General features: G+C 58.8%; 25 protein-coding genes. 13 read left to right on the forward strand and 12 right to left on the reverse strand.

Translation table 11 applies throughout. The features are described 5' to 3' along the window. Positions 1-20 precede the first annotated feature (20 nt). Positions 21-227, forward strand: coding sequence for a DUF1107 domain-containing protein (locus BRD58_RS02130; RefSeq protein ID WP_012847249.1), 207 nt, complete (start codon positions 21-23; stop codon positions 225-227). A 48-nt stretch (positions 228-275) separates the two neighbouring features. On the opposite strand, the gene BRD58_RS02135 is transcribed toward BRD58_RS02130, so the two are convergent. Together BRD58_RS02135 and msrA are read right to left on the reverse strand one after the other, a co-directional pair. Further along, entirely contained in the window at positions 276-1,622 is a 1,347-nt protein-coding gene (locus BRD58_RS02135; protein WP_012847250.1) for a hemolysin family protein, read from the reverse strand. 273 nt (positions 1,623-1,895) lie between these two features. Beyond that, positions 1,896-2,462, reverse strand: a complete 567-nt coding sequence (gene msrA, locus BRD58_RS02140) for a peptide-methionine (S)-S-oxide reductase MsrA (RefSeq protein ID WP_012847251.1) — start codon at positions 2,460-2,462, stop codon at positions 1,896-1,898. A 352-nt stretch (positions 2,463-2,814) separates the two neighbouring features. On the opposite strand from msrA, the gene tamA reads away from it, so the two are divergent. The 3 genes from tamA to BRD58_RS02155 are packed head-to-tail and all read left to right on the forward strand — an operon-like array spanning position 2,815 to position 8,662. After that, positions 2,815-4,551, forward strand: a complete 1,737-nt coding sequence (gene tamA / locus BRD58_RS02145) for an autotransporter assembly complex protein TamA (protein ID WP_012847252.1) — start codon at positions 2,815-2,817, stop codon at positions 4,549-4,551. Further along, positions 4,548-8,315, forward strand: coding sequence for an autotransporter assembly complex protein TamB (gene tamB, locus BRD58_RS02150; RefSeq protein WP_069578090.1), 3,768 nt, complete (start codon positions 4,548-4,550; stop codon positions 8,313-8,315). The genes tamA and tamB overlap by 4 nt, the downstream gene beginning before the upstream one ends. Before the next feature lie 2 nt (positions 8,316-8,317). After that, positions 8,318-8,662 (forward strand): gamma-glutamylcyclotransferase family protein, encoded by a 345-nt coding sequence (locus tag BRD58_RS02155; protein WP_012847254.1) that lies wholly within the window; start codon positions 8,318-8,320, stop codon positions 8,660-8,662. 48 nt (positions 8,663-8,710) lie between these two features. Here the strand turns inward: BRD58_RS02155 and ppa are convergent, their stop codons facing one another. Together ppa and fbp are read right to left on the reverse strand one after the other, a co-directional pair. Then, positions 8,711-9,241 (reverse strand): inorganic diphosphatase, encoded by a 531-nt coding sequence (gene ppa, locus BRD58_RS02160; protein ID WP_012847255.1) that lies wholly within the window; start codon positions 9,239-9,241, stop codon positions 8,711-8,713. A gap of 104 nt (positions 9,242-9,345) precedes the next feature. Continuing rightward, positions 9,346-10,350: a class 1 fructose-bisphosphatase gene (gene fbp / locus BRD58_RS02165; protein ID WP_073381504.1), complete on the reverse strand. Its 1,005-nt coding sequence runs from the start codon at positions 10,348-10,350 to the stop codon at positions 9,346-9,348. 166 nt (positions 10,351-10,516) lie between these two features. Here fbp and mpl point away from each other — a divergent pair, with 166 nt between their 5' ends. Further along, entirely contained in the window at positions 10,517-11,893 is a 1,377-nt protein-coding gene (gene mpl / locus BRD58_RS02170) for a UDP-N-acetylmuramate:L-alanyl-gamma-D-glutamyl-meso-diaminopimelate ligase (RefSeq protein WP_012847257.1), read from the forward strand. A 111-nt stretch (positions 11,894-12,004) separates the two neighbouring features. On the opposite strand, the gene BRD58_RS02175 is transcribed toward mpl, so the two are convergent. Both BRD58_RS02175 and argR read right to left on the reverse strand, forming a co-directional pair. Beyond that, positions 12,005-12,280, reverse strand: coding sequence for a YdgH/BhsA/McbA-like domain containing protein (locus tag BRD58_RS02175; RefSeq protein WP_012847258.1), 276 nt, complete (start codon positions 12,278-12,280; stop codon positions 12,005-12,007). A gap of 344 nt (positions 12,281-12,624) precedes the next feature. Beyond that, on the reverse strand, positions 12,625-13,095 hold the full coding sequence (argR, locus tag BRD58_RS02180; protein WP_012847259.1) for a transcriptional regulator ArgR: 471 nt from the start codon (positions 13,093-13,095) through the stop codon (positions 12,625-12,627). Between the two features lie 463 nt (positions 13,096-13,558). On the opposite strand from argR, the gene mdh reads away from it, so the two are divergent. Continuing rightward, entirely contained in the window at positions 13,559-14,497 is a 939-nt protein-coding gene (gene mdh, locus BRD58_RS02185; RefSeq protein ID WP_034168261.1) for a malate dehydrogenase, read from the forward strand. A gap of 105 nt (positions 14,498-14,602) precedes the next feature. On the opposite strand, the gene BRD58_RS02190 is transcribed toward mdh, so the two are convergent. After that, positions 14,603-14,887 carry a helix-turn-helix domain-containing protein gene (locus BRD58_RS02190; protein ID WP_012847262.1) on the reverse strand — a complete coding sequence of 95 codons (285 nt, stop codon included), beginning with the start codon at positions 14,885-14,887 and terminating at the stop codon, positions 14,603-14,605. 196 nt (positions 14,888-15,083) lie between these two features. Beyond that, entirely contained in the window at positions 15,084-16,055 is a 972-nt protein-coding gene (ispB, locus tag BRD58_RS02195) for an octaprenyl diphosphate synthase (RefSeq protein ID WP_012847263.1), read from the reverse strand. Positions 16,056-16,314: 259 nt separating this feature from the next. Between ispB and rplU the strand changes: the two genes are divergently transcribed. From rplU to cgtA, 4 genes are all read left to right on the forward strand, one after another. Then, entirely contained in the window at positions 16,315-16,626 is a 312-nt protein-coding gene (gene rplU, locus BRD58_RS02200) for a 50S ribosomal protein L21 (protein WP_005281302.1), read from the forward strand. 18 nt (positions 16,627-16,644) lie between these two features. Continuing rightward, entirely contained in the window at positions 16,645-16,902 is a 258-nt protein-coding gene (gene rpmA, locus BRD58_RS02205) for a 50S ribosomal protein L27 (protein WP_012847264.1), read from the forward strand. 87 nt (positions 16,903-16,989) lie between these two features. Beyond that, positions 16,990-17,925, forward strand: a complete 936-nt coding sequence (locus BRD58_RS02210) for a DMT family transporter (RefSeq protein ID WP_012847265.1) — start codon at positions 16,990-16,992, stop codon at positions 17,923-17,925. A 48-nt stretch (positions 17,926-17,973) separates the two neighbouring features. Further along, positions 17,974-19,146 carry an Obg family GTPase CgtA gene (gene cgtA / locus BRD58_RS02215; RefSeq protein WP_073381506.1) on the forward strand — a complete coding sequence of 391 codons (1,173 nt, stop codon included), beginning with the start codon at positions 17,974-17,976 and terminating at the stop codon, positions 19,144-19,146. Positions 19,147-19,191: 45 nt separating this feature from the next. Here cgtA and pmrB read toward each other — a convergent pair whose 3' ends face one another. From pmrB to dacB, 3 genes are read right to left on the reverse strand one after another with little or no spacing between them, the layout of a single operon-like run. Next, positions 19,192-20,265 carry a two-component system sensor histidine kinase PmrB gene (gene pmrB / locus BRD58_RS02220; protein WP_015460812.1) on the reverse strand — a complete coding sequence of 358 codons (1,074 nt, stop codon included), beginning with the start codon at positions 20,263-20,265 and terminating at the stop codon, positions 19,192-19,194. Next, positions 20,262-20,924 carry a two-component system response regulator PmrA gene (gene pmrA, locus BRD58_RS02225; RefSeq protein WP_073381508.1) on the reverse strand — a complete coding sequence of 221 codons (663 nt, stop codon included), beginning with the start codon at positions 20,922-20,924 and terminating at the stop codon, positions 20,262-20,264. Before pmrA ends, pmrB begins: the two co-directional genes overlap by 4 nt. Positions 20,925-20,933: 9 nt before the next feature. Next, positions 20,934-22,367 (reverse strand): serine-type D-Ala-D-Ala carboxypeptidase, encoded by a 1,434-nt coding sequence (gene dacB / locus BRD58_RS02230; protein ID WP_034168262.1) that lies wholly within the window; start codon positions 22,365-22,367, stop codon positions 20,934-20,936. 248 nt (positions 22,368-22,615) lie between these two features. On the opposite strand from dacB, the gene greA reads away from it, so the two are divergent. Beyond that, positions 22,616-23,092: a transcription elongation factor GreA gene (gene greA, locus BRD58_RS02235; protein ID WP_012847270.1), complete on the forward strand. Its 477-nt coding sequence runs from the start codon at positions 22,616-22,618 to the stop codon at positions 23,090-23,092. Between the two features lie 142 nt (positions 23,093-23,234). On the opposite strand, the gene yhbY is transcribed toward greA, so the two are convergent. Continuing rightward, on the reverse strand, positions 23,235-23,528 hold the full coding sequence (gene yhbY, locus BRD58_RS02240) for a ribosome assembly RNA-binding protein YhbY (protein ID WP_012847271.1): 294 nt from the start codon (positions 23,526-23,528) through the stop codon (positions 23,235-23,237). 130 nt (positions 23,529-23,658) lie between these two features. Between yhbY and rlmE the strand changes: the two genes are divergently transcribed. Further along, positions 23,659-24,285, forward strand: a complete 627-nt coding sequence (gene rlmE, locus BRD58_RS02245; protein ID WP_012847272.1) for a 23S rRNA (uridine(2552)-2'-O)-methyltransferase RlmE — start codon at positions 23,659-23,661, stop codon at positions 24,283-24,285. A gap of 56 nt (positions 24,286-24,341) precedes the next feature. Beyond that, the gene (gene ftsH, locus BRD58_RS02250) at positions 24,342-26,291 is read left to right on the forward strand and encodes an ATP-dependent zinc metalloprotease FtsH (protein ID WP_041692700.1); all 1,950 of its coding nucleotides are present in this window, start codon (positions 24,342-24,344) and stop codon (positions 26,289-26,291) included. The last annotated feature ends 72 nt before the right edge of the window (positions 26,292-26,363 follow it).

The raw sequence follows: 26,363 nt of genomic DNA on the forward strand, positions 1-26,363 counted from the left end.
GTCACTGAGGGAGAGGTAAAATGAAAATTTTTCAGCGGTATAACCCGCTGCTGGTGGCCAAATACGTGAAGACGCTGTTTCGCGGCCGCCTGTATATTCAGGGGGTCGGGGCGTTTGAGTTTGATATGGGGCGTATTTTACTGCCCAAGGTGAGGGATAAACGCCATCTCAGCGTCATGTCGGAGATCAATCGTCAGGTGCTGCGCCTGCAGGCAGAGATGGCCTGAGGCGCAGAATGGGCATGGCGGCTCGGCGTTAGCGTCACCGCCCGCCGATTATTTGTCCGCCTGCTGCGACGCCTCTGCGTCGCCGTCTGCGTCCGGCGACATCGGCGGTAGCCGTTCGGCGAGACGCGTCACCAGCAGCTGATCGATCTTGTAGCTATCGATATCCACCACCTCAAATTTGTAGCCGGCGTATTTCACCGCATCGGTACGTTTGGGGATCTTCCGCAGCATATACATCATAAAGCCGCCGATGGTTTCATAGTTGCTGGACTGGGGAAACTCTTCGATATCCAGCACCCGCATCACATCGTCGATGGGCGTCACGCCCTCGACCAGCCAAGAGTTTTCATCACGAGCGATGATTTGCTCCTCCTGTCCCTGGCCGACCAAGTCCCCCATCAGCGTGGTCATTACGTCGTTCAGGGTGATCACCCCGACGACCAGCGCATACTCGTTGAGGATGACGGCGAAATCTTCGCCTGCGTTTTTGAAGCTCTCCAGCGCTTCGGACAGCGTCAGCGTATCCGGGACGATCAGCACGTTACGGATCTGTACTCCGCTGCTGAGCACCAGGCTCTGGTTGCCCAGCACCCGGTTGAGCAGATCTTTGGAGTCGACATAGCCAACGACATGATCGATGGCGCCGTCGCAGACCAGAAACTTGGAGTGGGGGTGGGTGGAGACCTTCTCTTTAATGCTATCCTCCGTTTCACCCAGATCGAAATAGACGATGCTTTCACGCGGCGTCATTGAGGAGGGAACGGTGCGGGACTCCAGTTCGAACACATTTTCAATGATCTCATGCTCCTGCTTACGCAGTACGCCGGCCAGCGCGCCGGCCTCGACCACGGCATAGATATCGTCCGGGGTTATATCGTCCTTACGCACCATCGGGATCTTGAACAGGTGAAAGATCAGGTTGGCCAAGCCGTTAAAGAACCAGACCAGCGGACGGAACAGCAGCAGGCAGAAACGCATCGGGTTGACAATCCGTACGGCAACCGCTTCGGGGGCTATCATACCGATGCGCTTCGGCGTCAGGTCGGCAAACAGAATAAAGCAGCCGGTGACCAGTACGAAGGAGCATATAAAGCTAGCCTGCTGGGAGACCTCCAGCGGCATAAAGCGGTCGAACAGCAGACGGAACGCCGGTGAGAATGCCGCGTCGCCGACGATACCGCCGAGGATGGCGACGGCGTTGAGGCCGATCTGAACGACGGTAAAGAAATAGCCTGGCTGATCCTGCAGCGCCATGACGCGCGCTGCATTTATATCGCCCTCATCTGCCATGGTTTTCAGCTTTATTTTCCGCGAGGCTGCCAGGGATATTTCCGAGATCGAGAAAAAGGCACTGATCGCTATCAGTAAAATAATCAGTAATATACTGTTTAACATAATCTATCCGTATTAACCGGGAACAGTCCGGGAGGCCGGAGAGGCGGTATGACGCCATCGGGAGTATATCGGGGCCGGTAGAAGATCCCCCCGGAGTCTACCGGGCCGTCTTGGCTGGCCCGGGTCAGGCGCTGCGCCGAGCCGGACAGGGTGGCGAGGCAGCGCACAACCCGGTTAGTATAGCAGGAGCAACAAGCAACCAGCTAGTGGTGAAAATGTGCACGCCACGTCGCTAACCCTTTGCTATGCCGCCAGTTAGCGGCGATAGCGCGCTTAATCGGGCAGACAGACGCCTATCCCGCCCAGCCCACAGTACCCGTGCGGGTGCTTGTGCAGATACTGCTGGTGCTCCTCTTCGGCATAGTAAAATGGCCCGGCGGCGCAGATCTCCGTGCTGATCGGGCGCAGGTCGCCGGCCTGACGCATGGCCTGGGCAAAGCGGGCTTGGCTGGCCTGCGCGGCCTGCATCTGCTGGGGCGTCACGGGGAACAGCGCAGAGCGATACTGGGTGCCGATGTCGTTGCCCTGACGCATCCCCTGCGCCGGATCGTGGTGCTGCCAGAACAGGCGTAGCAGATCGTCATAGCGGATAAGGGCGGGGTCAAACACCACCCGCACCGTTTCGGCGTGTCCGGTCTGCCCGCTGCACACTTCGCGATAGGTTGGATTGGGGGTCAGACCGCCGCTGTAGCCCGCCGCGGTGCTGTAGATCCCCGGCTGCTGCCAGAACAGGCGCTCTACGCCCCAGAAGCAGCCCATGGCGAACAGGGCCTCCTCCATACCGGCAGGGAGGGCATACATATCGTGGCCGTTAAGCGCATGTATTCCTGAGAGGCTCATGGCCTGCGTGCGTCCAGGAAGCGCCTGCGCAGGCGTGAGCGGTGCAGGGGTACTGTCGTTGTGATGGTGCAAAATACCCTCCAATCGTTAATAAATGAGCAGTTGATGGGTGAAAAATCTGAAAACGCAGACGCAGATGTCATACGCTATATGTGAATCGTTATAGTGTGAGACACAGTCTAACGTCGAATAATTGTTATTTTCCTGTTTCGTTGTATCCCACGCAGGCTTTACGCACAATATGTCCGTGTTGTGCGGCCACAGTAGGAGAAAGCATTTGGCCTGGCGGGTCACGCTGGGATGATGTACTGCGGCGGAAAGTGTTACCGATAAGTTTAATGCGGGAGTTTGCATGCCACGATTGCGTAGGATAGGCCTGCTGTGTCTGTTATTGGCGGCGCCGCTGGCGCATGCTGCTCAGGTCAGATTGGTGGTAGAGGGGTTGAGCGGACAGCTGCAGCAGAATGTGCGGGCCACGCTGTCGACCATCGACGAAGATGAAATCAGTAACGATGGACGTTTTCGAGTGCGTGCGGCGGATGCCATTCGCCAAGGGCTGCGGGCGCTGGGCTATTTTCAGCCGACCATTGAATTTGAGTACCGGCCCGGATCGACCTTTTCCCGTCCTCAGCTGATCGCTAACGTAACGCCCGGTGAGCCGGTGCGTATCGCCGGGCTCAATGTGCGTATTCGCGGGGCGGCGAAGGACGATCCAGCCTATCAGGCGCTGCTGGCCAAGTCGCTGCCGCCGATCGGCAGCGTGCTCGATCAGGGCGACTATGACAATCTGAAAAATGCCTTGAACTCGCTGGCGCTGCAGCGTGGCTACTTTGGTGCCACCATGCCGGTGCATCAGCTCGGGGTTATCGAGGATCAGCACAAGGCATTCTGGGATATCGAATTCGACAGCGGGCCTCGCTATCGCTTTGGCGACGTGCGGTTCAGCGGCTCGCAGATCCAGACCGCCTATTTACAAAACCTGCGCCCGTTTAAGTCCGGGGAGTATTACAGCGCCGATGACTTGGCCAAGTTCAGCGGCAACCTGTCGGCGACCAACTGGTTTAACTCGGTGGTGGTGTCGCCCGATTTTAAGGCGCTGGGGGCGGATCAGACGCTGCCGCTCCAGGCGGTGGTGACGCCGCGCAGCCAGAATATGGTCGATCTGGGGGGCGGCTATGCGACGGACGTCGGTCCGCGGATGAAGGTCAGCTGGAAGCGCCCCTGGATGAACTCCTATGGCCACAGCCTGGATACCTCGCTGAATCTCTCCATGCCGGAGCAGACGGCGGACTTCAGCTATAAAATTCCGCTGCTGAAGGCCCCGCTGGAGCAGTACTATCTGGTGCAGGGCGGTTTTCAGCGCACCGATCTGAACGACACCCAGTCCGACTCGACCACCCTGAATCTGGCGCGTTACTGGGAGCTCTCCAGCGGCTGGCAGCGCGGCATTAATATGCGCTGGAGCCTCGACCACTTTACGCAGGGGAATCTCACCGAGACCGCCATGCTGCTGTATCCCGGCGTCAGCGTAAACCGCACGCGCTCGCGCGGCGGGCTGATGCCGACCTGGGGGGATACCCAGCGCTACTCGGTGGACGTGTCCAACCGCTATTGGGGGTCATCGGTCGACTTTGCGGTGTTTCAGGCGCAGAACGTTTGGATCCGCACGCTGGCGGAGCGGCACCGTTTCGTGGTGCGCGGCAATCTGGGCTGGATAGAAACCAACGATTTCAATAAGGTGCCGCCATCCCTGCGCTTCTTTGCCGGGGGCGATCGCAGTATCCGCGGCTATAAATATAAATCGATCTCGCCTAAGGGCAGCGACGGTAAGCTGACCGGCGCCTCGCGTCTGGTGACCGGCTCGCTGGAGTACCAGTACAACCTGAGCGGCAAGTGGTGGGGCGGCGTGTTTATCGACTCCGGTGAGGCCGTGAACGATTTTACCAAGAGTGACTTTCACACCGGGACCGGTGTTGGGGTGATCTGGGTGTCGCCGGTCGGCCCCATTCGCCTCAACCTTGGTGTGCCGGTAGGGCGTGAAGATAAGCACGATGTACAGATTTATATCGGACTGGGGCCTGAGCTATGAGGTGGTATAACATCCGGCGCTATGCGCTGATGCTCCTGCTGGGGCTGTTCCTGCTGCTGGCGCTGCTGCTGGGGGGGATGATGACTCAAAGCGGGCTGCATCTGGCGCTCAATGCCGCCGCCCGCTGGGTCCCTGGGCTGGAGATTGGTCGGGTGGAGGGGGGCTGGCGCGATCTGACCCTGCGCGATGTCGGCTACCGGATGCCTGGGGTTGATGTCGCCGTGGGGCAGTTTCATCTCTCGTTGGATATCAGCTGCCTGAAGCGCAGCGAGCTGTGTCTGAACGTGCTGAGCGCCCAGCGGGTGCGGGTGAATGTCGATACCCAGGCGCTGCCGCCGAGTGAGCCGCAGGCGACGCCATCAGCCCCGCTGGGGCGCTTGAGTACCCCCTATCCCTTAGTGCTGCGCCTGCTGCGCCTTAACGACGTGCAGGTGACGGTAGACGGCACGGCGATCACGCTGGATGCCTTGCGTAGCGGGGCGGAGTGGCGCGGATCGCAGCTGCGTTTACAGCCCAGCGATATTCAGGGGCTACGGGTGTCGCTGCCGCCTTCGCCGGCCGCCTCTTCGTCAGCGGAGAGCGCCGCGCCGACGATCCCGTCCACGCCGCTGGGGGAGACGCTGACGGCGCTGTTTTCTCGGCCGCTGCTGCCAGCGGCGATGAGGCTGGATCTGCCGCTGGATCTGCAGGTGAGCCGTATTTCCGCGCGCCAGGTGCAGATCCGGGCGGCGACCGATCTGGATATCACGTCTCTTGAACTGCGCGCGGCGTTGGATCAACAGCGCCTGGCGCTGCATACCCTGAAGGTCCAGGCGCAGCAGGGGAGCCTGTCGGCGCGCGGCAGTGCGACGTTCAGCGGCCGTTGGCCGCTGGATCTGCAGCTGAACGCCAGCGTGAATCAGGCGCCGCTGAAGGGCGAAAAGCTGCGCCTGGCGCTGAAGGGGGCGATGTACGACACGCTGGCTCTCGATGCCAACCTGTCCGGTCCACTGAGGGCGACCCTGAAAGGGGATACTCGCCTGGCTGACGCCGGCCTGCCGCTGTCGCTGTCGCTTGATAGCCCCTGCCTGCGGTGGCCGCTGGGGGGAACGCCCGACTATCAGGTGAACAATATGGCGCTGCGCCTGACGGGAAGCGCCCATGATTACCGACTGCAGCTGCGCGGCGCGTTTAGCGGCCAGGGGCTGCCGGATGCGGCGCTGGATCTCGCGGGAAAGGGTAACGAGCGTCAGTTTACCCTGAGCCAACTGCAGCTGGCGACGCTGGGCGGCAAGGCCGATATGCAGGCGCTGGTCGACTGGAGCAAAGCGATAAGCTGGCGCAGCAGCCTGACGCTGACGGGGATCGATACCGGGCGTCAGTGGCCGGCGTGGCCGTCGAGCCTGAACGGTAAAATCGAGACCCGCGGTAGCCTGTATGGCGGCAGCTGGCAGCTGCAGGTACCGCAGCTGAAGCTGACGGGGCGAATCAAACAGAATGCGTTGGATGTTGGCGGTCAGCTGCGCGGCAATCAGGCCGGGCAGTGGCAGATCCCCCAACTGCACATCGCGCTGGGGCGTAACCGGATTGAGGTGAACGGCGATCTGGCGCAGAAGCAATGGTCTCTGGACGCGCGTATCGATGCCCCGCGCCTGGATGGAACGCTGCCGGGGCTGGCGGGGACCGCGCGCGGGACGCTGAAGCTGCGCGGTGATCGTCAGGCGCCCCAGCTGCTGGCCGATCTGCAGGCCCGCGGGCTACGTTGGCAGGCGTTGACCATTCAGCGCGTCGCGCTGCTGGGGGATATCCGCTCGGATCAACAGATTCAGGGGTCGCTGGATCTGCGTGTGGACAGCCTAAAGCAAGGCGATATTGATATCAGCCAGCTGACCTTGCGTGCCGCCGGCAATGAACGTAAGCACCGGCTGCAGCTGGTGATGCAGGGGACGCCGCTGGCTGGCCGTTTGACCCTCAACGGCAGTTTGGCGCAGGATCGGGCGCGCTGGAGCGGCACGCTGACGGATACCGACTTTACGACGCCGGTCGGCGAGTGGCGCCTTACCCGCCCCATCGCGCTGGACTATGGCGTCGACAAACAGCAGATGGCCATCGGTCCCCACTGCTGGGAGAACCCCAACGCACGTCTGTGCGTTCCGCAGACCATCGAGGTGGGGGAGAGCGGCAATGTCAGCGTGGTGCTGGAGCGGTTTGATCTGGCGATGCTACAGCCGTTTCTGGGGCCGGATACCCAGCTGCACGGACGCTTCAGCGGACGGGCTCAGGCCCGCTGGCAGGCGGGAGAAGGGCTGCCGCAGGCGCGGATTACGCTCAGCGGCGACGGCGTTAAGCTAGCGCAGCAGGTACAGGGAAATACGCTGCCGGTGGCCCTGAGCACGGTCACGCTAGAGGCCAGCCTGGCCCAGGGGCAAGCTCGCCTTAACTGGCTGATCGGTATCGAGGGCAACGGCCAGCTGCGCGGCGACGTGCGCGTCGCAAACCTGCAGGGGGCGCGTAATCTCTCCGGCAATGTGGATATTCAGCGCCTTTCGCTGGCGCTGCTCAATCCGGCGCTGATGAAGGGGGAGAAGGCGCAGGGTATGCTCAATGCGTCGCTGCGCCTGGGCGGCACGACGCTGCACCCGCAGCTGTATGGCCGTCTGGCGCTGGATGGCGTGGACATCGACGGGCAGTTCATGCCGTTCGATGTCACCGATGCGAACCTCGCGATCAACTTTGACGGCATGAGCTCGGTGCTGCAGGGGGTGATCAAGACCTCGCAGGGACAGCTGAATCTGTCCGGTAATGCGGACTGGCGTAATATGAATGCCTGGCGCGCCCGCATCGCCGCCAGCGGTACGCGCCTGCGGGTGACGGTGCCGCCGATGGTTCGGCTGGATGTCTCGCCGAATATCGTGTTCGATGCCTCCCCAAGCCAGCTGGCGCTGAGCGGGCGGGTGGATATTCCCTGGGCGCGTATCACGGTGCAGGATCTGCCGGAGAGCGCGGTCGGCGTATCCTCCGACGAGGTGATGCTGAACAATGCGCATCAGCCGATCAGGCCGGTCTCCGCCTCGATCCCGCTGCATACCGATCTGACCATTGCCATCGGCAACAACGTTCGCCTCTCCGCCTTTGGTCTCAAGGCCGCGCTAAAAGGCGAGCTGAAGGTGAGCCAGAATCAGAACGGCCTGGGGCTGAACGGGCAGATTATGATCCCGCAGGGGCGTTTTGCCGCGTATGGACAGGATCTGTTGATTCGTCAGGGCGAGCTGGTCTTCGCCGGGCCGCCGGGGAATCCACTGCTGAATATTGAAGCGATACGCAATCCGGAGTCGACGGCGAACGATGTTACTGTGGGTGTTCGCGTTACAGGACTTGCCGAGCAGCCGAAACTGGAAGTATTCTCAGATCCGGCAATGTCACAACAAGAAGCCCTTTCCTACCTATTGCGCGGTCAGGGGCTGGACAGCAGCGGCGCAGACAGTAATGCGATGACGTCGATGCTGATCGGCCTGGGCGTCGCGCAGAGTGGTAAACTGGTAGGTAAAATCGGCGAAACCTTCGGCGTCAGCAATCTAACGCTGGATTCGCAGGGGGTTGGTGACAGTTCTCAGGTGGTAGTCAGCGGCTATGTCTTGCCGGGGCTGCAGGTGAAGTATGGCGTGGGGATCTTCGATTCGCTGGCCACGCTGACGCTGCGTTACCGTCTGATGCCGAATCTGTATCTGGAAGCGGTGTCTGGCGTAAATCAGGCACTTGATCTGCTCTATCAGTTTGAGTTTTAACCATGCGAGTGATTGTCTACGGAAGTCTGCGCCGTAAGCAGGGCAACAGCCATTGGATGACCAATGCCACCTGGCTGGGCGATTATGTGCTGGAAGGCTATGATCTGTACGATCTTGGCCATTATCCGGCGGTGGTTCCGGGAGAGGGAAGGGTTTACTGCGAAGTGTACCGGATTACCTCGTCGATCCTGGCGGAGCTGGATGAGCTAAAGAGCAACAGCAAGGATTATCGCCGCGAACTGATCAAAACGCCCTATGGCTGTGCCTGGATCTACATCTATCTCAACGGGGTAGAGGGGCTGCCGCGCATTGCCAGCGGGGACTGGCTAAAGCGTGAGGAAGACTGAAAGAAAAACACCGCCATGAGGCGGTGTTTTTTTATCTGCGTCAAGGCATTACTTGTTCTTGGCGCGTTCGAAAGAGGCGATGATTTCCGCTTTGGCCGCGGCGGCGTCAGCCCAACCCTCGACTTTGACCCACTTGCCCTTCTCCAGATCTTTGTAGTGCTCAAAGAAATGGGCGATCTGGGCGCGCAGCAGCTCAGGCAGGTCGTTAACGTCCTGAATGTGATCGTACTCTTTGGTCAGCTTGCTGTGGGGAACGGCAACCAGCTTAGCATCTTCACCGGCTTCGTCGGTCATCTTCAGTACGCCGACCGGACGGCAGCGGATCACGGAGCCCGGCTGCAGCGGATACGGCGTCGGGACCAGCACGTCTACCGGATCGCCGTCCAGAGACAGGGTGTGGTTGATGTAGCCGTAGTTGCACGGATAGAACATAGCGGTAGACATAAAGCGGTCTACAAACAGGGCGCCAGTGTCTTTATCGATTTCATATTTGATCGGATCGGCGTTGGCCGGAATTTCGATCACTACATAGATATCTTCCGGCATATCTTTACCGGCCGGGACGTTGATCAAGCTCATGTCGGTTTCCTTTCATCAAACCAGAAATGGAGTGACGGCTATTATAGCCGCCACTCCAAAAATGAACAGCGCGCGACGCGCAATGCCGCGCGCCGATGCGGGGATTATGCGTCGGGGAACTGATGCATGAAACGTTCGGCGTCTTCTACCATGGCGCAGCTGCCGACAAAGAACGGGCAGCGCTGATGCAGTGCATCCGGCACGATATCCAGGATGCGGCGGAAGCCGTCGGTGGCCTTGCCTCCGGCCTGCTCTGCCAGGAATGACATCGGGTTGCACTCATACAGCAGGCGCAGCTTACCCTGCGGATGGCTGGCGGTGCTCGGATAGATATAGATGCCGCCCTTCAGCAGGTTGCGGTGGAAGTCCGCCACCAGGGAGCCAATATAGCGGGAGGTATAGGGGCGCTGCGTGGTGCTGTCCTGCTCCTGACAATACTTGATGTACTTCTTCACGCCCAGCGGGAACTTGATGTAGTTGCCTTCGTTGATGGAGTACATGTTGCCGCTGTGCGGGAAACGCAGCCGCTCGTGGGACAGGCAGAAGACCCCAAGGGAGGGATCGTAGGTAAACGCGTGTACGCCGTTGCCGGTCGTGTAGACCAGCATGGTGGAGGAGCCGTAGACCACATAGCCGGCGGCGACCTGGCGATTGCCCGGCTGCAGGAAGTCTTCGCGGGTGACCGGTGTGCCAAGCGGGGTAATCCGGCGATAGATGGAGAAGATGGTACCGACGGAGACGTTAACGTCGATATTGGACGAACCGTCCAGGGGATCCATCAGCACCACGTACTTGGCGTTATTGGCGCGATCGCCTTCGAAGATGACGATGTCATCCTCCTCCTCTGAGGCGATGCCGGCCACTTCACCGCGCGCTTTCAGCGCTGCCTTGAGCTTCTCGTTGGCGTACAGATCCAGCTTCATCTGCACTTCACCCTGAATATTTTCCGCACCGCTGGCGCCGATGATATCGACCAGCCCCGCCTTGTTGATATCGCGGTGGATAATTTTGGCACCCAGCTTGATTGCGGAGAGAAGAGCGGTAAGCTCACCGGTAGCGTGAGGAAAATCCTGCTGTTTTTCGACGATAAACTCGCCTAGCGTTTTCATGACACATTCCCTGATTGTGAGGAGCAGCGGTTTTTTTACAAACCGCCAACGTTTTCGCAGCGCATTTTAGCTAATGTATCGGGGCATTCCTAGGCAATTTCCTTTCGTCTGCGCTGAACTCAGCGTTAGAATGTGAACTAAATCAATGCAATCTACTGGAAGTATTATGCGCATTCATATTCTTGGAGTCTGCGGCACGTTTATGGGGGGGCTGGCGTTATTGGCTCGCCAGCTGGGGCATGACGTTACCGGGTCGGATGCCAATGTCTATCCGCCGATGAGTACGCTACTGCAGCAGCAGGGAATTACGCTGCTGGAGGGCTATGATCCTGCCCATCTAGAGCCCCAGCCGGATCTGGTCATCATTGGCAATGCGATGGCGCGCGGTAACCCGTGCGTCGAGGCGATTCTGGAGCGTAATATCCCCTACGTTTCCGGGCCGCAGTGGTTACATGATGAGGTTTTGCGTCACCGCTGGGTGATCGCCGTTGCCGGCACCCACGGGAAGACCACGACCGCCGGGATGGTGAACTGGATCCTAGAGTCCTGCGGCTATGAGCCTGGTTTTGTGATTGGCGGCGTACCGGGGAACTTCAGCGTATCGGCGCGCCTGGGTAAGAGTCCGTTCTTCGTTATCGAGGCGGATGAGTATGACTGCGCCTTTTTCGATAAGCGCTCTAAGTTCGTCCACTACTGCCCCCGCACCCTGATCCTGAACAATCTGGAGTTTGATCATGCGGATATCTTCGACGATCTGCGGGCGATCCAGCGGCAGTTCCACCATCTGGTGCGACTGGTTCCGGGCCAAGGGCGGATTATTCTACCGGCCGGCGACGCCAACCTGAAGCAGGTGATGGCGATGGGCTGCTGGAGCGAGCAGGAGCTGTGCGGCGATGAGGCCGCCTGGAGCGCGACGCGTCTGTCGACGGATGCCAGCCGCTTCAGCGTCTCTCTGGACGGTGAGTGCGTCGGCGAGGTCGAGTGGGCGCTGGTAGGGGAGCACAACATGCACAACGGGCTGATGGCGATCGCCGCGGCGCGTCATGTCGGCGTTCCTCCCGCAGAGGCCTGCCGGGCGCTAGGGAGCTTTATTAACGCACGCCGTCGCCTAGAGCTGCGCGGGCAGGCCTATGGCGTCAGCGTGTACGACGATTTCGCTCACCACCCGACGGCGATACTGGCGACGCTGGCGGCGCTGCGCGGTAAGGTAGGCGGCACCGCCCGTATTCTGGCCGTGCTGGAGCCGCGATCCAATACCATGAAGATGGGGGTGTGCAAGAATGAGCTGGCGCCTGCGCTGGGTCGGGCCGATGAGGTATTTCTTTATCAGCCACAGCATATTCCCTGGCAGGTGGCAGAGGTGGCAGAGGCCTGTGTACAGCCCGCGCACTGGAGCGCCGATCTCGGTACGCTGGTGGAGATGATCGTGAAAAACGCGCAGCCGGGCGATCACATTCTGGTGATGAGCAACGGGGGCTTTGGCGATATTCACGACCGTTTGCTGCAGGCGCTGGCGCAAAAGTCCGCTGCGCATCAGGCGTGACTCGCGCAACGTCGAGCGCCGCTATCGGATAAACAAAACCGCAGCTCAGGCTGCGGTTTTGCTTTTTGGGGAATGAGCCCTGACGGGCTCGCTCGCGCCTCAGAGAGAGAATCAGCGGTAGATCAGCGCCGTAGCGTGATAGTTGCCGTCGATACGCTCCTCGATAATACGGAAGGCGCTGGCGCCCTGGGACTGGGCCTTGGTCGCCAGCTGCTGATCGATATCGGCGATGGAACCGTCCAGTCCGCTGACCGTGATAACGCCCATCGGCTGCATGTCGCAGGCCTGAGCCGTCGTGATTTCCTGGGCCGGGGGCTGGGCGGCAGCGGCGCCGAATGAAAGGGCGCAAAGGGTAGCCAACGTGGCGATAGTCGCTTTAATTTTCATTGTGTTATGCCTCTGTTGTGACGGGACGTCGTCGTAAAAATGTGATTTGCATCTCATTGTCGAGTATAACGCAATAACTCAATGAATTAATATCACGCTAATTATTTGTTATGTTATTTTAACGTCGCGTAGGGCGTAGATAGATCTTAATGCGCTAAAAACGGTGTAAAAAAGATACAGGAATATAAAAACCGAATACATAACAGCGAATTATATGATTTTGGCGAAAAGTGCGATTCCCTCGCGAAGGGCGGCGATGCTCGGTAGGGATTCTGAGAAAAAAGCCCGCGGGCGGGCTTTATCATGGCGTAGGGCTGAACGGTTGCCGCTGCCTGCGGCGGTGATTACAGCTCTTGCTCAAACAGCGCCAGAATGGCCGCATAAAGCTGTTCGACGGCAAATCCTTTGGCGGGCGTGGTGAAAATGGTGTCATCGCCGGCGATGGTGCCCAGAATCCCCTCGGATTTCCCCAGCGAATCGAGCAGGCGAGCGATCAGCTGCGCCGCGCCGGGGCTGGTATGGATAACCACGATGGCGTCGTTGTGATCGACGTCGAGCACCAGATTCTTCAGCGGGCTGCTGGTGGTTGGCACCCCGAGTTCGGCCGGCAGGCAATAGACCATTTCCATTTTGGCATTACGCGTCCGTACGGCGCCAAATTTGGTCAGCATACGCGATACTTTGGACTGGTTGATATTGTCGAAGCCCAGCTCCTGCAGCGCCTGTACGATCTCTCCCTGAGAGCTGAATTTTTCTTCCTTGAGCAGCGCTTTGAATGCCTTAGTCAGGTCTTCTTGTTTGGTCGTGTTTCGCATTCTTCACCGTAAGGTAGCTATAGACCTGGTTATTATGCGTATTCGTGAATTTTTATGCAATTTAGTCTGTAAATATCCGTGTCATTCGCGCATGAGCGGCGCAAACGGCGTAAAGCGGACGGATCATAAAGCCGTCACCGCGCGTGGATCGGGAAAAAGAGAGCAAACGCACGGAAAAGGTAAATGAAATGTTATTAATATGATGTTGTTGTAATGTAAAACACAGCGTGGATGTAACGCAGGCGTAATCCGACGTAAAGCATGTGCGGATTTTGCGCACAAATTATTGCTATATCTTTCATCGATAAGTCATTTTTTCTAGAAACCTTGCAGCAGAGCATGGAATTAGTGTGTCAGCTCGCAATCTGAGTGTTAACAGATTGTTTTTTATAAAGTGATCTACTAATGTGCGTAGTAATGCATTCACGGCATTCTCCATTTAAATAGTAACAAGGAGTATAGAATGAAAGTTGCGGTTCTCGGCGCAGCGGGTGGCATCGGCCAGGCGCTCGCTCTTCTGCTTAAGACTCAGCTGCCTTCAGGTTCAGAACTCTCCCTTTACGATATCGCCCCGGTAACGCCGGGCGTCGCCGTTGATCTCAGCCATATACCTACGGCGGTCACGGTGCGCGGTTTCGGCGGTGAGGATGCCTCCCCCGCCCTAGAGGGCGCGGATATCGTGCTGATTTCTGCCGGTGTGGCCCGTAAGCCGGGGATGGATCGTTCCGATCTGTTCAACGTTAACGCCGGCATCATCCGTAACCTGATCGGACAGGTTGCGCGTACCAGCCCGAACGCCTGCATCGGTATCATCACCAACCCGGTGAATACCATGGTGCCGATTGCGGCTGAGGTGCTGAAGAAGGCGGGGGTATATAACCCGAACAAACTGTTCGGCGTGACGACGCTGGATATCATCCGCTCCAACACCTTCGTCGGTGAGCTGAAGCACCTGGATCCGGCAACGCTGGATATTCCGGTGATTGGCGGTCACTCCGGCGTAACGATTCTGCCGCTGCTCTCGCAGATCCCGGGTGTCAGCCTCAGCGAACAAGAGGTGGCTGATCTGACCAAGCGTATTCAGAACGCTGGCACCGAGGTGGTAGAGGCTAAGGCCGGCGGCGGATCGGCAACCTTGGCCATGGGCCAGGCGGCGGCGCGCTTCGCACTGTCGCTGGTGCGGGCGATGCAGGGCGATGAAAACGTCGTGGAGTGCGGCTACGTCGAGAGCGACGGCGAATATGCCCGCTTCTTTGCTCAACCGCTGCTGCTGGGTAAAGAGGGGCTGGTACAGCGCCTGAATATCGGCACGCTGAGCGCCTTTGAACAGCATGCGTTGGAGAGCATGCTGGAGGTGCTGCGTAAAGATATCGCGCTGGGCGAAGACTTTATCAATAAGTAAGTCTGAGCACGACCCCTTGAAAACCGCAGGCATTGCCTGCGGTTTTTTTGTATCGGCAAGAGTGCCGTGCGCGGCGGGGCTGCGGTGTGGACGACCGGGTGTGGCTCAGATCTTTTTGATCGCGGCGGCGTCGCGGATCAGGCGCTTGCGATCCAGCAGCTCATGGGTGACGGGATCGTAGTAACGGCTGGGCCAGATCTCGCTGGGATGGATACTGAGGGCCTCGGCGATCAGCCATTCGCCTTTGGGCCAGGGACGCGTCAAGGCGTTGGCTAGCGTCGAGCTGGACAGACCGGCGTTACGCGATACCTGAGTGAGCGTCAGCCTGCGCTTATGCAGTGCGGCAATGATCTCTGCCGGGTGCCAGTCTTCCGGGAGCGTTTTTTTCATCGGTGGTTTCCTTATCACTGAAAGTACCTTCATGGCGCCTGCTTAAAAAACTCCTCGGTACTATCTGAAAACCCCTTCTTCTTTTCAATTACTTTCTAACTAATGCGATTAATAGAAAGTTAAAACTGTGATGATGGCTGCAGCGCCACATGCAAAAAAAAAGCGCCCGCAGGCGCTTAGACTCGATGGGAGCCGCTTAGAAACTGCGGTTGACGGCCAGGTTCGCCAGTCCAATCAGGGCCTGTTTATGGGGGCTGTCCGGCAGCGGCGCCAGGGCGGCGATGGCTTTGTCGGCCTCTTCTTCTGCTCGGCTGCGGGTGTAGTCCAGCGAGCCGGCCTGTTGCATGGTTTCGAGCACCGGTTCCAGCAGATGACGGCCATTGCCCTGCTCGATCGCCTGGCGGATCATCGCGGATCGCTCGGCGGATCCGTGGTGCATGGCGTGCAGCAGCGGCAGGGTCGGTTTGCCCTCGTTGAGATCGTCACCGGTATTCTTGCCCAGCGTCTTGCCATCGGCATCGTAGTCCAGCAAATCATCGATCAGTTGAAATGCGGTGCCCAGATAGCGTCCGTAATCCTGTAGCGCTTGCTCCTGCGCGGTATCTGCTCCGGCGAGGATCGCCGAACACTGCGCGGCCGCCTCGAACAGACGGGCGGTTTTGCTGTAGATCACCTGCATGTAGTTTTCTTCGCTGATGTCGGGATCATTGACGTTCATCAGCTGCTGTACCTCGCCCTCTGCGATGACGTTGGTGGCCTCCGACATCAGCGCCAGGATGCGCAGCGACTCTAGGCTGGTCATCATCTGAAAGGCGCGGGTATAGATAAAGTCGCCGACCAGTACGCTGGCGGCATTGCCGAAGGCTGCGTTGGCGGTGGCCTTACCGCGGCGCATATCCGACTCATCCACCACGTCGTCATGCAGCAGCGTCGCGGTGTGGATAAATTCGATCAGCGCGGCGATGGTGACGTGGCGATCGCCCTGATAACCGAGCGCGCGTGCGGCCAGTACGGCGATCATCGGGCGGATCCGTTTGCCGCCGCCGCTGATGATGTAGTAGCCAAGCTGGTTGATAAGCGCGACGTCTGAATTTAACTGGTGAAGAATTCTCGCGTTCACATCCGCCATATCCTGCGCGGTTAACTCAGTAATTTGTTCTAAATTCATTGTTTTATTTCAACTGTGTATGGATGTCCCGCCAGGCGGCAGCCCTTGCCAGGCTGCCATGGGCAGCCAACTATAGTATGATTGTACTTGAAAAATGATTTAGATAAACGGCGGGGAGAAAACTGTGCTTTTTTTCTTCTTTTCTCCTGATTCTACCCTTGTCTTCTGAATGATTTTTGCGTAGAATTCGCGCCCTATTGTGAATATTTATAGCGCGTATCGGACTATGAGCCATGCGTGCGGAAATGCGGAGTTTTATATGTACGCGGTTTTCCAAAGTGGTGGTAAACAACACCGAGTAAGCGAAGGCCAGACCGTTCGCTTGGAAAAGCTGGACATCGCAACTGGTGAAACTGTTGAGTTTGACCAGATTCTGATGGTCGCTAACGGCGAAGACATCAAGATTGGCGTTCCTTTTGTAGCTGGCGGTAAAGTTAAGGCTGAAGTTGTTGCTCACGGTCGTGGCGAGAAAGTGAAGATCGTCAAGTTCCGTCGTCGTAAGCATCATCGTAAACAGCAGGGTCACCGTCAGTGGTTCACTGACGTGAAGATCACTGGTATCAGCGCTTAATTTTAGGAGAGCGGATTAATGGCACATAAAAAGGCTGGCGGCTCCAGTCGCAACGGTCGCGATTCCGAAAGCAAACGCCTGGGCGTAAAACGCTTCGGCGGTGAATCAGTTCTGGCAGGCAGCATCATCGTTCGTCAGCGCGGCACCAAGTTCCACGCTGGTAGCAACGTAGGTTGCGGTCGTGACCACACTCTGTTCGCTTTGGCTGACGGTAAAGTTAAGTTCGAAGTTAAAGGCCCGAAAAACCGTAAATTTATCAGCATCGTTGCTGAATAAGTTTTTCGCGTCCTGAATGATGTAAGGCCCCGCAATACTTTGCGGGGCTTTTTTGCGTTATGAAGACAGAGAGGGACAGGGGCGTCCATGGAGAGTAAACAGAGTGCGGCGCTGGGCATCTCGCTGGCGCTGACGACGGCGATTTTCTGGGGCGCGCTGCCGATCGCGATGAAGCAGGTTCTGCCTGACATGGCGCCTGAGACCATCGTTTGGTACCGTTTCTCCATGGCGGCATTAGGGCTGGGCAGCGTGCTGTGCCTGCGTGGTCAGCTGCCGCCGCTGCGCGTATTTCGACAGCGACGCTGGCTGTTGCTGCTGTCCGTGGCGACGGCGGGGCTGCTGGGGAACTTTATCCTGTTTAGCACCTCGCTACAGTATTTGAGCCCAACCACCTCGCAGGTGATTGGACAGCTTTCTCCGGTCGGTCTGATGTTCGCCAGCGTACTGGTGCTGAAAGAGCGGATGCGGCCAGCGCAGGTGATTGGCGCGGCGCTGCTGATCGGTGGGCTGCTCCTGTTTTTTAATACCAGCCTGGCGGAGATTTTTACCCGTCTAACGGACTACACGCTGGGCGTGTTACTCGGGATGGCGGCGGCCGGGGTCTGGGTATGCTATGGCATCGCCCAGAAAGTATTATTGCGTCGCCTGGCCTCGCAGCAGATCCTGTGTCTGTTGTATGCTTTATGTGCGATCTGCCTGTGGCCGTTAGCGCAGCCGGGCCAGATTTATCAGCTGAGCGGCTGGCAGCTGCTGTGCCTGCTGTTCTGTGGGGTCAATACGCTGGTCGGTTACGGCGCGCTGGCCGAGGCCATGGTGCGCTGGCAGGTGGCGAAAGTGGGGGCGATAGTGACGCTGACCCCGCTGTTTACCCTGATGTTTTCTGACGTTTTAGCGCTAGCCTGGCCGGAAACCTTTATGACGCCCAGCCTGAATACGGTGGGGTATATCGGCGCTTTTGTGGTGGTTGCCGGCGCCATGTTTTCTGCGATTGGTCACCGTTGGTGGCCGCGCCAGCGCGCATAAACCGGATTGCCAGCGGGCGGTCCGGTCACTGATTTACGGAGACAGTAAATGAAATTTGTAGATGAAGCCGTGATCCACATCGAAGCAGGTGATGGTGGCAATGGCTGCGTCAGCTTCCGCCGCGAGAAGTATATCCCGAAAGGGGGACCGGACGGCGGCGACGGCGGCGACGGCGGTGACGTATACCTGCTGGCCGATGAAAACCTGAACACGCTGATCGACTATCGCTTTGAAAAGTCTTTCCGCGCCGAACGCGGCCAGAATGGCCAGAGCCGTGACTGCACCGGTAAACGTGGTCAGGATGTAACGATTAAGGTCCCGGTCGGCACCCGGATAACGGACGTCGATACCGGCGAGGTGCTGGGCGATATGACGCGCCACCAGCAGAAGCTGATGGTCGGCAAAGGGGGATGGCATGGCCTGGGCAACACCCGCTTTAAATCCTCTGTTAACCGTACGCCGCGCCAGAAAACCAACGGAACGCCGGGGGATAAACGCGATCTGAGCCTGGAGCTGCTGCTGCTGGCCGACGTCGGCATGCTGGGGCTGCCCAACGCCGGTAAGTCCACCTTTATCCGCGCGGTCTCTGCTGCCAAGCCAAAGGTGGCCGACTATCCGTTTACCACGCTGGTGCCAAGCCTGGGCGTCGTACGCATGGACAGCGAGAAGAGCTTCGTGGTGGCGGATATTCCGGGGCTGATCGAAGGCGCATCAGAAGGCGCCGGCCTGGGGATCCGTTTCCTGCGTCATCTGGAGCGCTGCCGCGTGTTGCTGCACCTGATCGATCTCGCGCCGATCGATGAGTCCGATCCGGTCGAGAATGCCCGGGTGATCATCGGTGAGCTGGAGAAGTACAGCGAGAAGCTGGCTCAGAAGCCGCGCTGGCTGGTGTTCAATAAGACGGACCTGCTGGCGCCGGAGGAGGCGAAGGCGCGCGCTCAGGCGATCGCCGATGCGCTGGGCTGGGAAGGCGAACACTATCTGATCTCTGCGGCCAACCGTGAAGGGGTGAACGCCCTGTGCTGGGATGTGATGAACTTCTTGGAAGCCCATCCGCGCGAAGCGGAAGTGGAAGAAGAGAAAGAGAAGGCCAAGAAAGCCGAGTTCATGTGGGATGACTACCATCGTGAACAGCTGGAGCAGGCCGAAGCCGAGTGGGAAGAGGATGACGACTGGGATGAAGACGACGACGAAGGCGTCGAAATCATCTATCAGCGTTAATCAATCCGCGCGGAATCTGGGGCTGCCTGTAGGGCAGCCCTTTTTTTAACCGAAATCCTGCGGCGTCAGCGGCAGACGGCAGCAGGCGTTGAGCCCCGGCCCCGGGCGGTTATTACGCAGGGTGAGCTGCCCCTTGTGCAGCTGTAGGATGCGCACCACGATATTCAGCCCCAGGCCGCTGCCGCCGAAGCGCCGATCAAGGCGGTGAAAGGGCTCGGTCAGCTCGCTGGCCCGCGATTCATCGATACCGGGCCCGCTGTCGATGACCTGCAGGATACAGCCGTGTTCGTCCGCGCTCAGCGTGACCCGCAGGAGAATATCGCTGCCTTCTGGGCTGTAGCGGTGGGCATTCTCCACCAAATTACGCAGCATCAGGCGGAGCAGCATCGCATCGCCGTGCATCGCTAGCTGTGACGGCGTCTCCAGCCGCAGGTGCTGTCCACGCAGCGCCAGCATCTCGCACAGCTCGCTGCGCTGGGCGAGCACCACCTCGCTTATCAGCTCCAACTGCGGGTAATGGCCGCTGGCAAAATTCTGTCCGACGCGCGACAGCATCAGCAGCTGCTCGACCGTGTGCATCAGCTGATCGATGCGCTGCACCAGCGTAGTGGCCTCCGGCACGCCGCTCTGCTCCATCAGCTCAAGGTGTAGGCGTACGCCGGCGAGGGGGGTGCGTAGCTCGTGTGCGGCGTCCGCCGTGAACAGACGCTCCTGGCGCAGGGTGTGCTGCAGGCGGCTAAACAGGTGGTTGAGGGTACGGGTGATCGAGGTGATCTCCGTCATACTGCTGTCGATATCGATGGGCGTCAGGTTACTGGGCGAACGTTTCTCTAGCCGCGCCTGTAGCTGGTTAAGCGGGCGGACTATCCAGCTGACGGCCAGCCAGGAGAGCAGCAGCGTGACGGCCATCATCACCAGGGAGGGGATCAGCAGGGCGGCAATGGCCTCGCGGATCTCTTTATCAACCTGCTCCGTGCGCACCTTGGCGCTGAGGGTTTCGTTAACCAGAAAGCTTATCTGCTCCCGGCTTTCGTGCCATAGCCACAGCGCGCTGACCAACTGGGTGACCAGCAGGATCAGCGCCAGCATAATGAGCAGCGTACGGCGTAGGCTGATCACGGCGTTTTCTCCAGCCGATAGCCGACGCCGCGCAGGGTTTTGATCCGGTTTTTCCCCAGCTTGCGCCGCAGGTTATGGATATGTACCTCCAGCGAGTTGGAGCTAAGCTCATCCTGCCAGGAGTAGAGATCCTGCTGGAGAACTTCGCGGCTGATGGTCTGCCCGGCGCGCATCATCAGGCGCGTCAGGATAGCGAACTCTTTGGGGGTGATCTCCAGCGGCAGGCCGCCGCAGCTGACCTGCTGGCTGGAGAGATCCAGATGGATATCGTCGACCTGCAGAGCGTTGTTGCACAGTCCCTGCATGCGACGGATCAGGGCGCGGACGCGCGCCAGCAGCTCGGCCAGTGCGAAGGGTTTCACCAGATAGTCATCGGCGCCGGCGTCCAGCCCGCCGACCCGATCGCTGACGGTGTCCCGGGCGGTCAGGATCAGCACCGGCGCGTCGATGCCCTCGCGTCGCCACTGACGCAGCGCGCTGGCACCGTCCATACCGGGCAGCCCCAGATCGAGGATGATCAGGCTGTAGTGACCGCTCTGCAGCAGCGCGCTGGCGCTCGCCGCGCTGCCCGCACAGTCACAGGCGTAGTTCTCCCGCGCCATCGCCTGGGCCAGTCCCTGCTGGATCAGGGTATCGTCTTCCACGATCAGAATTTTCATAGCGGCCCGTTAGTTATTGCGGTAAATATCGCGGTACAGGCGACTTTCAAAGCGCACCAGCGGCTGACGGCGGGTACGCTGATCCTGCGGTGGAACCGCATAGCCGGATAGGTACTGCACAAAGGCCATACGCTGTCCGCTGGCGGTGGTGATGAAACCGGCCAGGTTATACACCCCCTGCAAGGAGCCGGTCTTGGCGGAGACCTTGCCGTCAACGCCCGCCTCATGTAGACCGCCGCGGTACTGTAGCGTTCCATCGTAGCCGGCCAGCGGCAGCATGCTGATGAAGTTCAGCTGGCTGTCATTTTGGGCGATGTACTGCAGGACCTCCATCATGGTCGCCGGGGAGATCAGGTTATGGCGCGACAGGCCAGAGCCGTCGACCACCACGGAGTTGCCCAGGTTGACCCCCGCCTTTTTGCGCAGGATCTGACGCACCGCATCGGAGCCGGCGCGCCAGGTGCCGGGAACGTTAAAATAGCTGTGGCCAATGGTGCGGAAGACGGTATCGGCAATCATATTGTCCGATTTTTTCAACATCACGCGCAGCAGATCGTGCAGCGGCGCCGACTGGGTCTGCGCCAGTATGGTGCCCTGCGGGGTGACCTGGGTTTCTCGGCGCAGATGGCCGGCAATATCGATGTTGGCCTGCTGTAGCTCGTCTTTGACGATGGCGCCGGCGTAGGCGGCGCCGTCCTGTACGGCGAAGGCCAGCGGCAGCGGGTCGGCGCGCTGGGTCAGGCAGCCGGTCAGGGTGTAGCGGTTGAGTTCGCCGGGGACGACGTCCAGCTCGCAATAGGGGGCCTCAGCAGAACCGCGAGCCAGGGTTTTCACCTCGCTGAACATGTGCACCGGATAATAGGAGGCGACGCGGATAAACGCGCGATCGCCGGCTTTCGGGGCGCTGTACAGCGAGATGGAGAAGCAGTTGCGATCGACGATGGCGGCGGCCGGCGGTGCGCTGAAGCACTGGGTCAGATCGTTCCAGGGCCAGCCGGGGGCTTTGTCATGGCTGGCAAACACCGAGGTATCGATGAGAATATCGCCGCTGATGCGCGTGACGCCCTGTTTCTTCAGGGCGGCGACCATGTTGCGGATATTCTGGCGGCGCAGCGTCGGATCGCCGTCGAAGCGCACGATAAGGTCGCCGTTTAGGGCGCCTGCGCTGATCTGTCCACGGGTCTCAAAGGTGGTATTAAAGCGGAAGTCCGGCCCCAGCTGTAGCAGCGCCGCCAGCGCCGTGATCACCTTCTGGGTGCTGGCGGGCAGCGCCATCTGCTGACCGTGATAGTCGATGGTCGGCGTGGTTGAGCCGACTTTTTGCACCATCAGCGCCAGATTGGTGCCTTCTGGCAGATATTGGGCATAGTCTTGCACAGGTGTTGCTTGGACGCTGAACACCAGTGCACAGGCCAGTCCACTCAATAATCGTGAAAATCGCATAGTCCCGCGGAAGCCGATAAGTGAATCGAATAAGTGATGTGCCTGTCATACTAAGGCGCAATGTGGGTCAAAGTAAACGATGATACTTCGCTGACTCTAGGCTAGAATGGCCGACAAAAGACAGCATAGTGCCTGACCGGGATCGCCGTTCTGGTCAGGTTTCTTTTGTATGGCGCCGGGCCGGATGGGCGCTACCCGTGCCGTGGCTTCCGGGCGCCGACAAAGCAGATTTCGAGGTGACTAAAACAATGAATCAGATTCCGATGACGTTGCGTGGTGCAGAGAAACTGCGTGAAGAGTTAGATTTTCTGAAGGGAACCCGTCGTCCGCAAATTATTGCGGCCATCGCCGAAGCGCGTGAGCACGGCGACCTGAAAGAGAATGCGGAGTATCACGCCGCGCGTGAGCAGCAGGGTTTCTGCGAAGGCCGCATTCAGGAGATCGAAGCCAAACTGTCCAATGCCCAGGTGATTGACGTGACCAAGATGCCCAACAATGGCCGGGTTATCTTTGGATCAACCGTCAGCGTGGAGAATCTGGATACGGAAGACCAGCAGACCTACCGCATCGTGGGCGACGATGAGGCAGATTTCAAACACAATCTGATTTCGGTCAACTCGCCGATTGCGCGTGGTCTGATCGGGAAAGAAGAGGGTGACGTGGTGACGATCAAAACGCCGGGCGGTGAGGTTGAGTACGAAATCCTTAAGGTTGAGTATCTCTGATCTTTTACCCGCTCTGCGCCCCTCGTCCGTGCAGCAGCGTGTCCGCTAGTGTAAAGATAGGAAAAGGCCGCGTTGCGGCCTTTGCGTTATGCTGAGAAAGCACGTCTTTCTGTGTTATATCTTTTCTTTATACGAAAAGAGATTAACGGGGTAAACTGATCTTGCGTTCTTCGCTCGGGCGGTAAATCACCAGGATGTTACCGATCAGCTGAACGTTGCACGCACCGGTTTCACGGACGATGGCGTTGGCGATCAGGGTTTTGGTTTCGCGCTCTTCAGCGGCGATCTTCACCTTGATCAGCTCATGGTGCGCCAGCGCCTGTTCAATTTCTGCGAGCACCCCTTCGGTAAGGCCGTTCGCGCCGAGTTGCACAACAGGCTTCAGCGAATGGGCCAAGCTTTTCAGGTGCTGTTTTTGCTTGTTAGTCAGATTCATCGTCTTTTTTGCTTAGGTTGGGATTGAAAACGGTACATTCTAGCGCCATCTCAGCATTATCACCAAATCGGTCTTGCGCCGCCTCGGTGTTTTCAAAGCAGATGAACCTGTGATTTAGTGAGTATTCAAGATGGGTAAAAAACGTTCGGCCAGTTCGAGTCGCTGGTTACAGGAACATTTTAGCGATAAATATGTGCAGCAGGCACAGAAAAAGGGGCTGCGTTCGCGCGCCTGGTTTAAACTGGACGAGATCCAGGGCTCGGATAAGATCTTCCGACCAGGCATGACCGTGGTAGATTTGGGCGCCGCTCCCGGGGGATGGTCACAGTATGTGGTCACACAAATCGGCGATAAAGGCAGGATAATTGCATGTGATCTTTTGCCTATGGATCCTATCGTCGGCGTCGATTTCCTCCAGGGGGATTTTCGTGATGAATTGGTGCTGGGCGCACTGATGGAGCGAGTTGGCGATGCTAAGGTTCAGGTGGTGATGTCGGATATGGCGCCGAACATGAGCGGCACGCCGTCTGTGGATATCCCGCGCTCCATGTACCTGGTTGAGCTGGCGCTGGAGATGGCCAAGGATGTTCTGGCGCCCGGCGGTAGTTTTGTGGTGAAAGTCTTTCAGGGAGAGGGGTTTGACGAGTATCTGGGCCAGATCCGCTCCCTGTTTACGAAGGTTAAGATTCGTAAGCCGGATGCTTCGCGCGCGCGTTCGCGGGAAGTATACATCGTAGCGACAGGGCGGAAACTGTAGTACCCTAACGCTGTTTGTTAACACAGTTGTAAAAAGAGGTTAATCCCTTGAGTGACATGGCGAAAAACCTAATTCTCTGGCTGGTCATCGCGGTCGTGCTGATGTCGGTTTTCCAGAGCTTTGGGCCCAGCGAATCAAATAGCCGTAGGGTGGACTATTCGACGTTCCTGACCGAGGTTAACCAGGATCAGGTACGCGAGGTCAGTATCGACGGGCGTGCGATTAACGTTACCAAGAAGGATGGTAACCGTTATACAACCTATATCCCGATTAACGATCCTAAACTGTTGGATTCCCTGTTAACCAAGAATGTAAAAGTGATCGGTGAGCCGCCGGAAGAGCCGAGCCTGCTGACCTCCATCTTTATCTCCTGGTTCCCGATGCTGTTGCTGATCGGGGTGTGGATCTTCTTCATGCGCCAGATGCAGGGCGGCGGCGGGAAAGGCGCCATGTCGTTCGGTAAGAGCAAGGCGCGCATGCTGACGGAAGACCAGATTAAAACCACCTTTGCCGATGTGGCCGGCTGCGATGAGGCCAAAGAGGAAGTGGGTGAGCTGGTGGAGTACCTGCGCGATCCGAGCCGTTTCCAGAAACTCGGCGGCAAGATCCCCAAGGGTATCCTGATGGTGGGGCCGCCGGGGACCGGTAAGACCCTGCTGGCTAAAGCCATTGCCGGTGAGGCCAAGGTTCCGTTCTTTACCATTTCCGGCTCTGACTTTGTGGAGATGTTCGTTGGCGTCGGCGCCTCGCGCGTACGCGATATGTTCGAACAGGCCAAGAAGGCGGCACCGTGCATTATCTTTATCGATGAGATCGACGCCGTGGGTCGCCAGCGTGGCGCAGGCCTGGGCGGCGGCCACGATGAGCGTGAGCAGACCCTGAACCAGATGCTGGTCGAGATGGATGGTTTTGAGGGTAACGAGGGTATCATCGTTATCGCAGCGACCAACCGTCCGGATGTGCTGGACCCGGCGCTGCTGCGTCCCGGCCGTTTTGACCGTCAGGTGGTGGTAGGCCTGCCGGACGTGCGTGGCCGTGAGCAGATCCTGAAGGTGCATATGCGCCGCGTTCCGCTGGCGACCGATATCGACGCGTCGGTTATCGCGCGTGGTACGCCGGGCTTCTCCGGTGCCGATCTGGCTAACCTGGTCAACGAAGCGGCGCTGTTTGCCGCCCGTAACAACAAGCGCGTGGTGTCGATGGTCGAGTTCGAGAAGGCCAAAGACAAGATCATGATGGGGGCCGAGCGCCGTTCCATGGTGATGACCGAAGCGCAGAAAGAGTCGACGGCGTACCACGAGGCCGGGCATGCGATCATCGGCCGCCTGGTGCCTGAGCACGATCCGGTGCATAAGGTCACCATCATCCCGCGTGGTCGTGCGCTGGGGGTAACCTTCTTCCTGCCGCAGGGCGACTCTATCAGCTACAGTCGTCAGAAGCTGGAGAGCATGATCTCCGTGGCCTACGGCGGTCGTCTGGCTGAAGAGCTGATTTACGGCACTGAGCACGTTTCTACCGGCGCCTCGCAGGACATCAAGCAGGCGACGACGATCGCCCGTAACATGGTGACCCAATGGGGCTTCTCCGAGAAGCTGGGGCCGCTGCTGTATGCGGAAGAAGAGGGCGAGGTGTTCCTCGGTCGCTCTGTCGCCAAGACGAAGCATATGTCCGATGAGACGGCCCGCATTATCGATCAGGAAGTCAAGGCACTGATCGAGCGTAACTATCAGCGTGCCCGCCAGCTGCTGGCCGACAATATGGATATCATGCATGCCATGAAGGATGCACTGATGAAGTATGAGACCATCGATGCACCGCAGGTCGACGATCTGATGGCGCGCCGCGAAGTTCGCCCGCCGGCCGGTTGGCTGGACGAGCAGGCTAATCGCCAGGCGCAGGCCCAGCAACCGGCAGCTCAGCCTGCCGCTGCGGAGCAGGCCGCGCCGGCCGCGGATAGCGACGCCGCGCGTAGCGATGACGATCGGCATAACGACGGCGAAAAGTAATTACGCCGTCGCGCATGGAAACCCCGGCTTGCCCGGGGTTTTTTTTTGCGTTCCAATAACGCATGATTTTTC

Source organism: Edwardsiella piscicida (assembly GCF_001896205.1).
Lineage (GTDB): Bacteria > Pseudomonadota > Gammaproteobacteria > Enterobacterales > Enterobacteriaceae > Edwardsiella > Edwardsiella piscicida.

Bases quoted from the DNA above. Each gene is read 5' to 3' on its own strand.
- ftsH (WP_041692700.1), top strand. From the start codon at position 24,342: ATGGCGAAAAACCTAATTCTCTGGCTGGTCATCGCGGTCGTGCTGATG.
- mpl (WP_012847257.1), top strand. From the start codon at position 10,517: ATGCGCATTCATATTCTTGGAGTCTGCGGCACGTTTATGGGGGGGCTG.
- argR (WP_012847259.1), bottom strand. From the start codon at position 13,095: ATGCGAAACACGACCAAACAAGAAGACCTGACTAAGGCATTCAAAGCG.
- ispB (WP_012847263.1), bottom strand. From the start codon at position 16,055: ATGAATTTAGAACAAATTACTGAGTTAACCGCGCAGGATATGGCGGAT.
- BRD58_RS02155 (WP_012847254.1), top strand. From the start codon at position 8,318: ATGCGAGTGATTGTCTACGGAAGTCTGCGCCGTAAGCAGGGCAACAGC.
- rplU (WP_005281302.1), top strand. From the start codon at position 16,315: ATGTACGCGGTTTTCCAAAGTGGTGGTAAACAACACCGAGTAAGCGAA.
- greA (WP_012847270.1), top strand. From the start codon at position 22,616: ATGAATCAGATTCCGATGACGTTGCGTGGTGCAGAGAAACTGCGTGAA.
- tamB (WP_069578090.1), top strand. From the start codon at position 4,548: ATGAGGTGGTATAACATCCGGCGCTATGCGCTGATGCTCCTGCTGGGG.
- ppa (WP_012847255.1), bottom strand. From the start codon at position 9,241: ATGAGCTTGATCAACGTCCCGGCCGGTAAAGATATGCCGGAAGATATC.
- BRD58_RS02175 (WP_012847258.1), bottom strand. From the start codon at position 12,280: ATGAAAATTAAAGCGACTATCGCCACGTTGGCTACCCTTTGCGCCCTT.
- BRD58_RS02130 (WP_012847249.1), top strand. From the start codon at position 21: ATGAAAATTTTTCAGCGGTATAACCCGCTGCTGGTGGCCAAATACGTG.
- BRD58_RS02135 (WP_012847250.1), bottom strand. From the start codon at position 1,622: ATGTTAAACAGTATATTACTGATTATTTTACTGATAGCGATCAGTGCC.
- rpmA (WP_012847264.1), top strand. From the start codon at position 16,645: ATGGCACATAAAAAGGCTGGCGGCTCCAGTCGCAACGGTCGCGATTCC.
- BRD58_RS02210 (WP_012847265.1), top strand. From the start codon at position 16,990: ATGGAGAGTAAACAGAGTGCGGCGCTGGGCATCTCGCTGGCGCTGACG.
- mdh (WP_034168261.1), top strand. From the start codon at position 13,559: ATGAAAGTTGCGGTTCTCGGCGCAGCGGGTGGCATCGGCCAGGCGCTC.
- msrA (WP_012847251.1), bottom strand. From the start codon at position 2,462: ATGAGCCTCTCAGGAATACATGCGCTTAACGGCCACGATATGTATGCC.
- cgtA (WP_073381506.1), top strand. From the start codon at position 17,974: ATGAAATTTGTAGATGAAGCCGTGATCCACATCGAAGCAGGTGATGGT.
- pmrA (WP_073381508.1), bottom strand. From the start codon at position 20,924: ATGAAAATTCTGATCGTGGAAGACGATACCCTGATCCAGCAGGGACTG.
- fbp (WP_073381504.1), bottom strand. From the start codon at position 10,350: ATGAAAACGCTAGGCGAGTTTATCGTCGAAAAACAGCAGGATTTTCCT.
- tamA (WP_012847252.1), top strand. From the start codon at position 2,815: ATGCCACGATTGCGTAGGATAGGCCTGCTGTGTCTGTTATTGGCGGCG.
- rlmE (WP_012847272.1), top strand. From the start codon at position 23,659: ATGGGTAAAAAACGTTCGGCCAGTTCGAGTCGCTGGTTACAGGAACAT.
- dacB (WP_034168262.1), bottom strand. From the start codon at position 22,367: ATGCGATTTTCACGATTATTGAGTGGACTGGCCTGTGCACTGGTGTTC.
- BRD58_RS02190 (WP_012847262.1), bottom strand. From the start codon at position 14,887: ATGAAAAAAACGCTCCCGGAAGACTGGCACCCGGCAGAGATCATTGCC.
- yhbY (WP_012847271.1), bottom strand. From the start codon at position 23,528: ATGAATCTGACTAACAAGCAAAAACAGCACCTGAAAAGCTTGGCCCAT.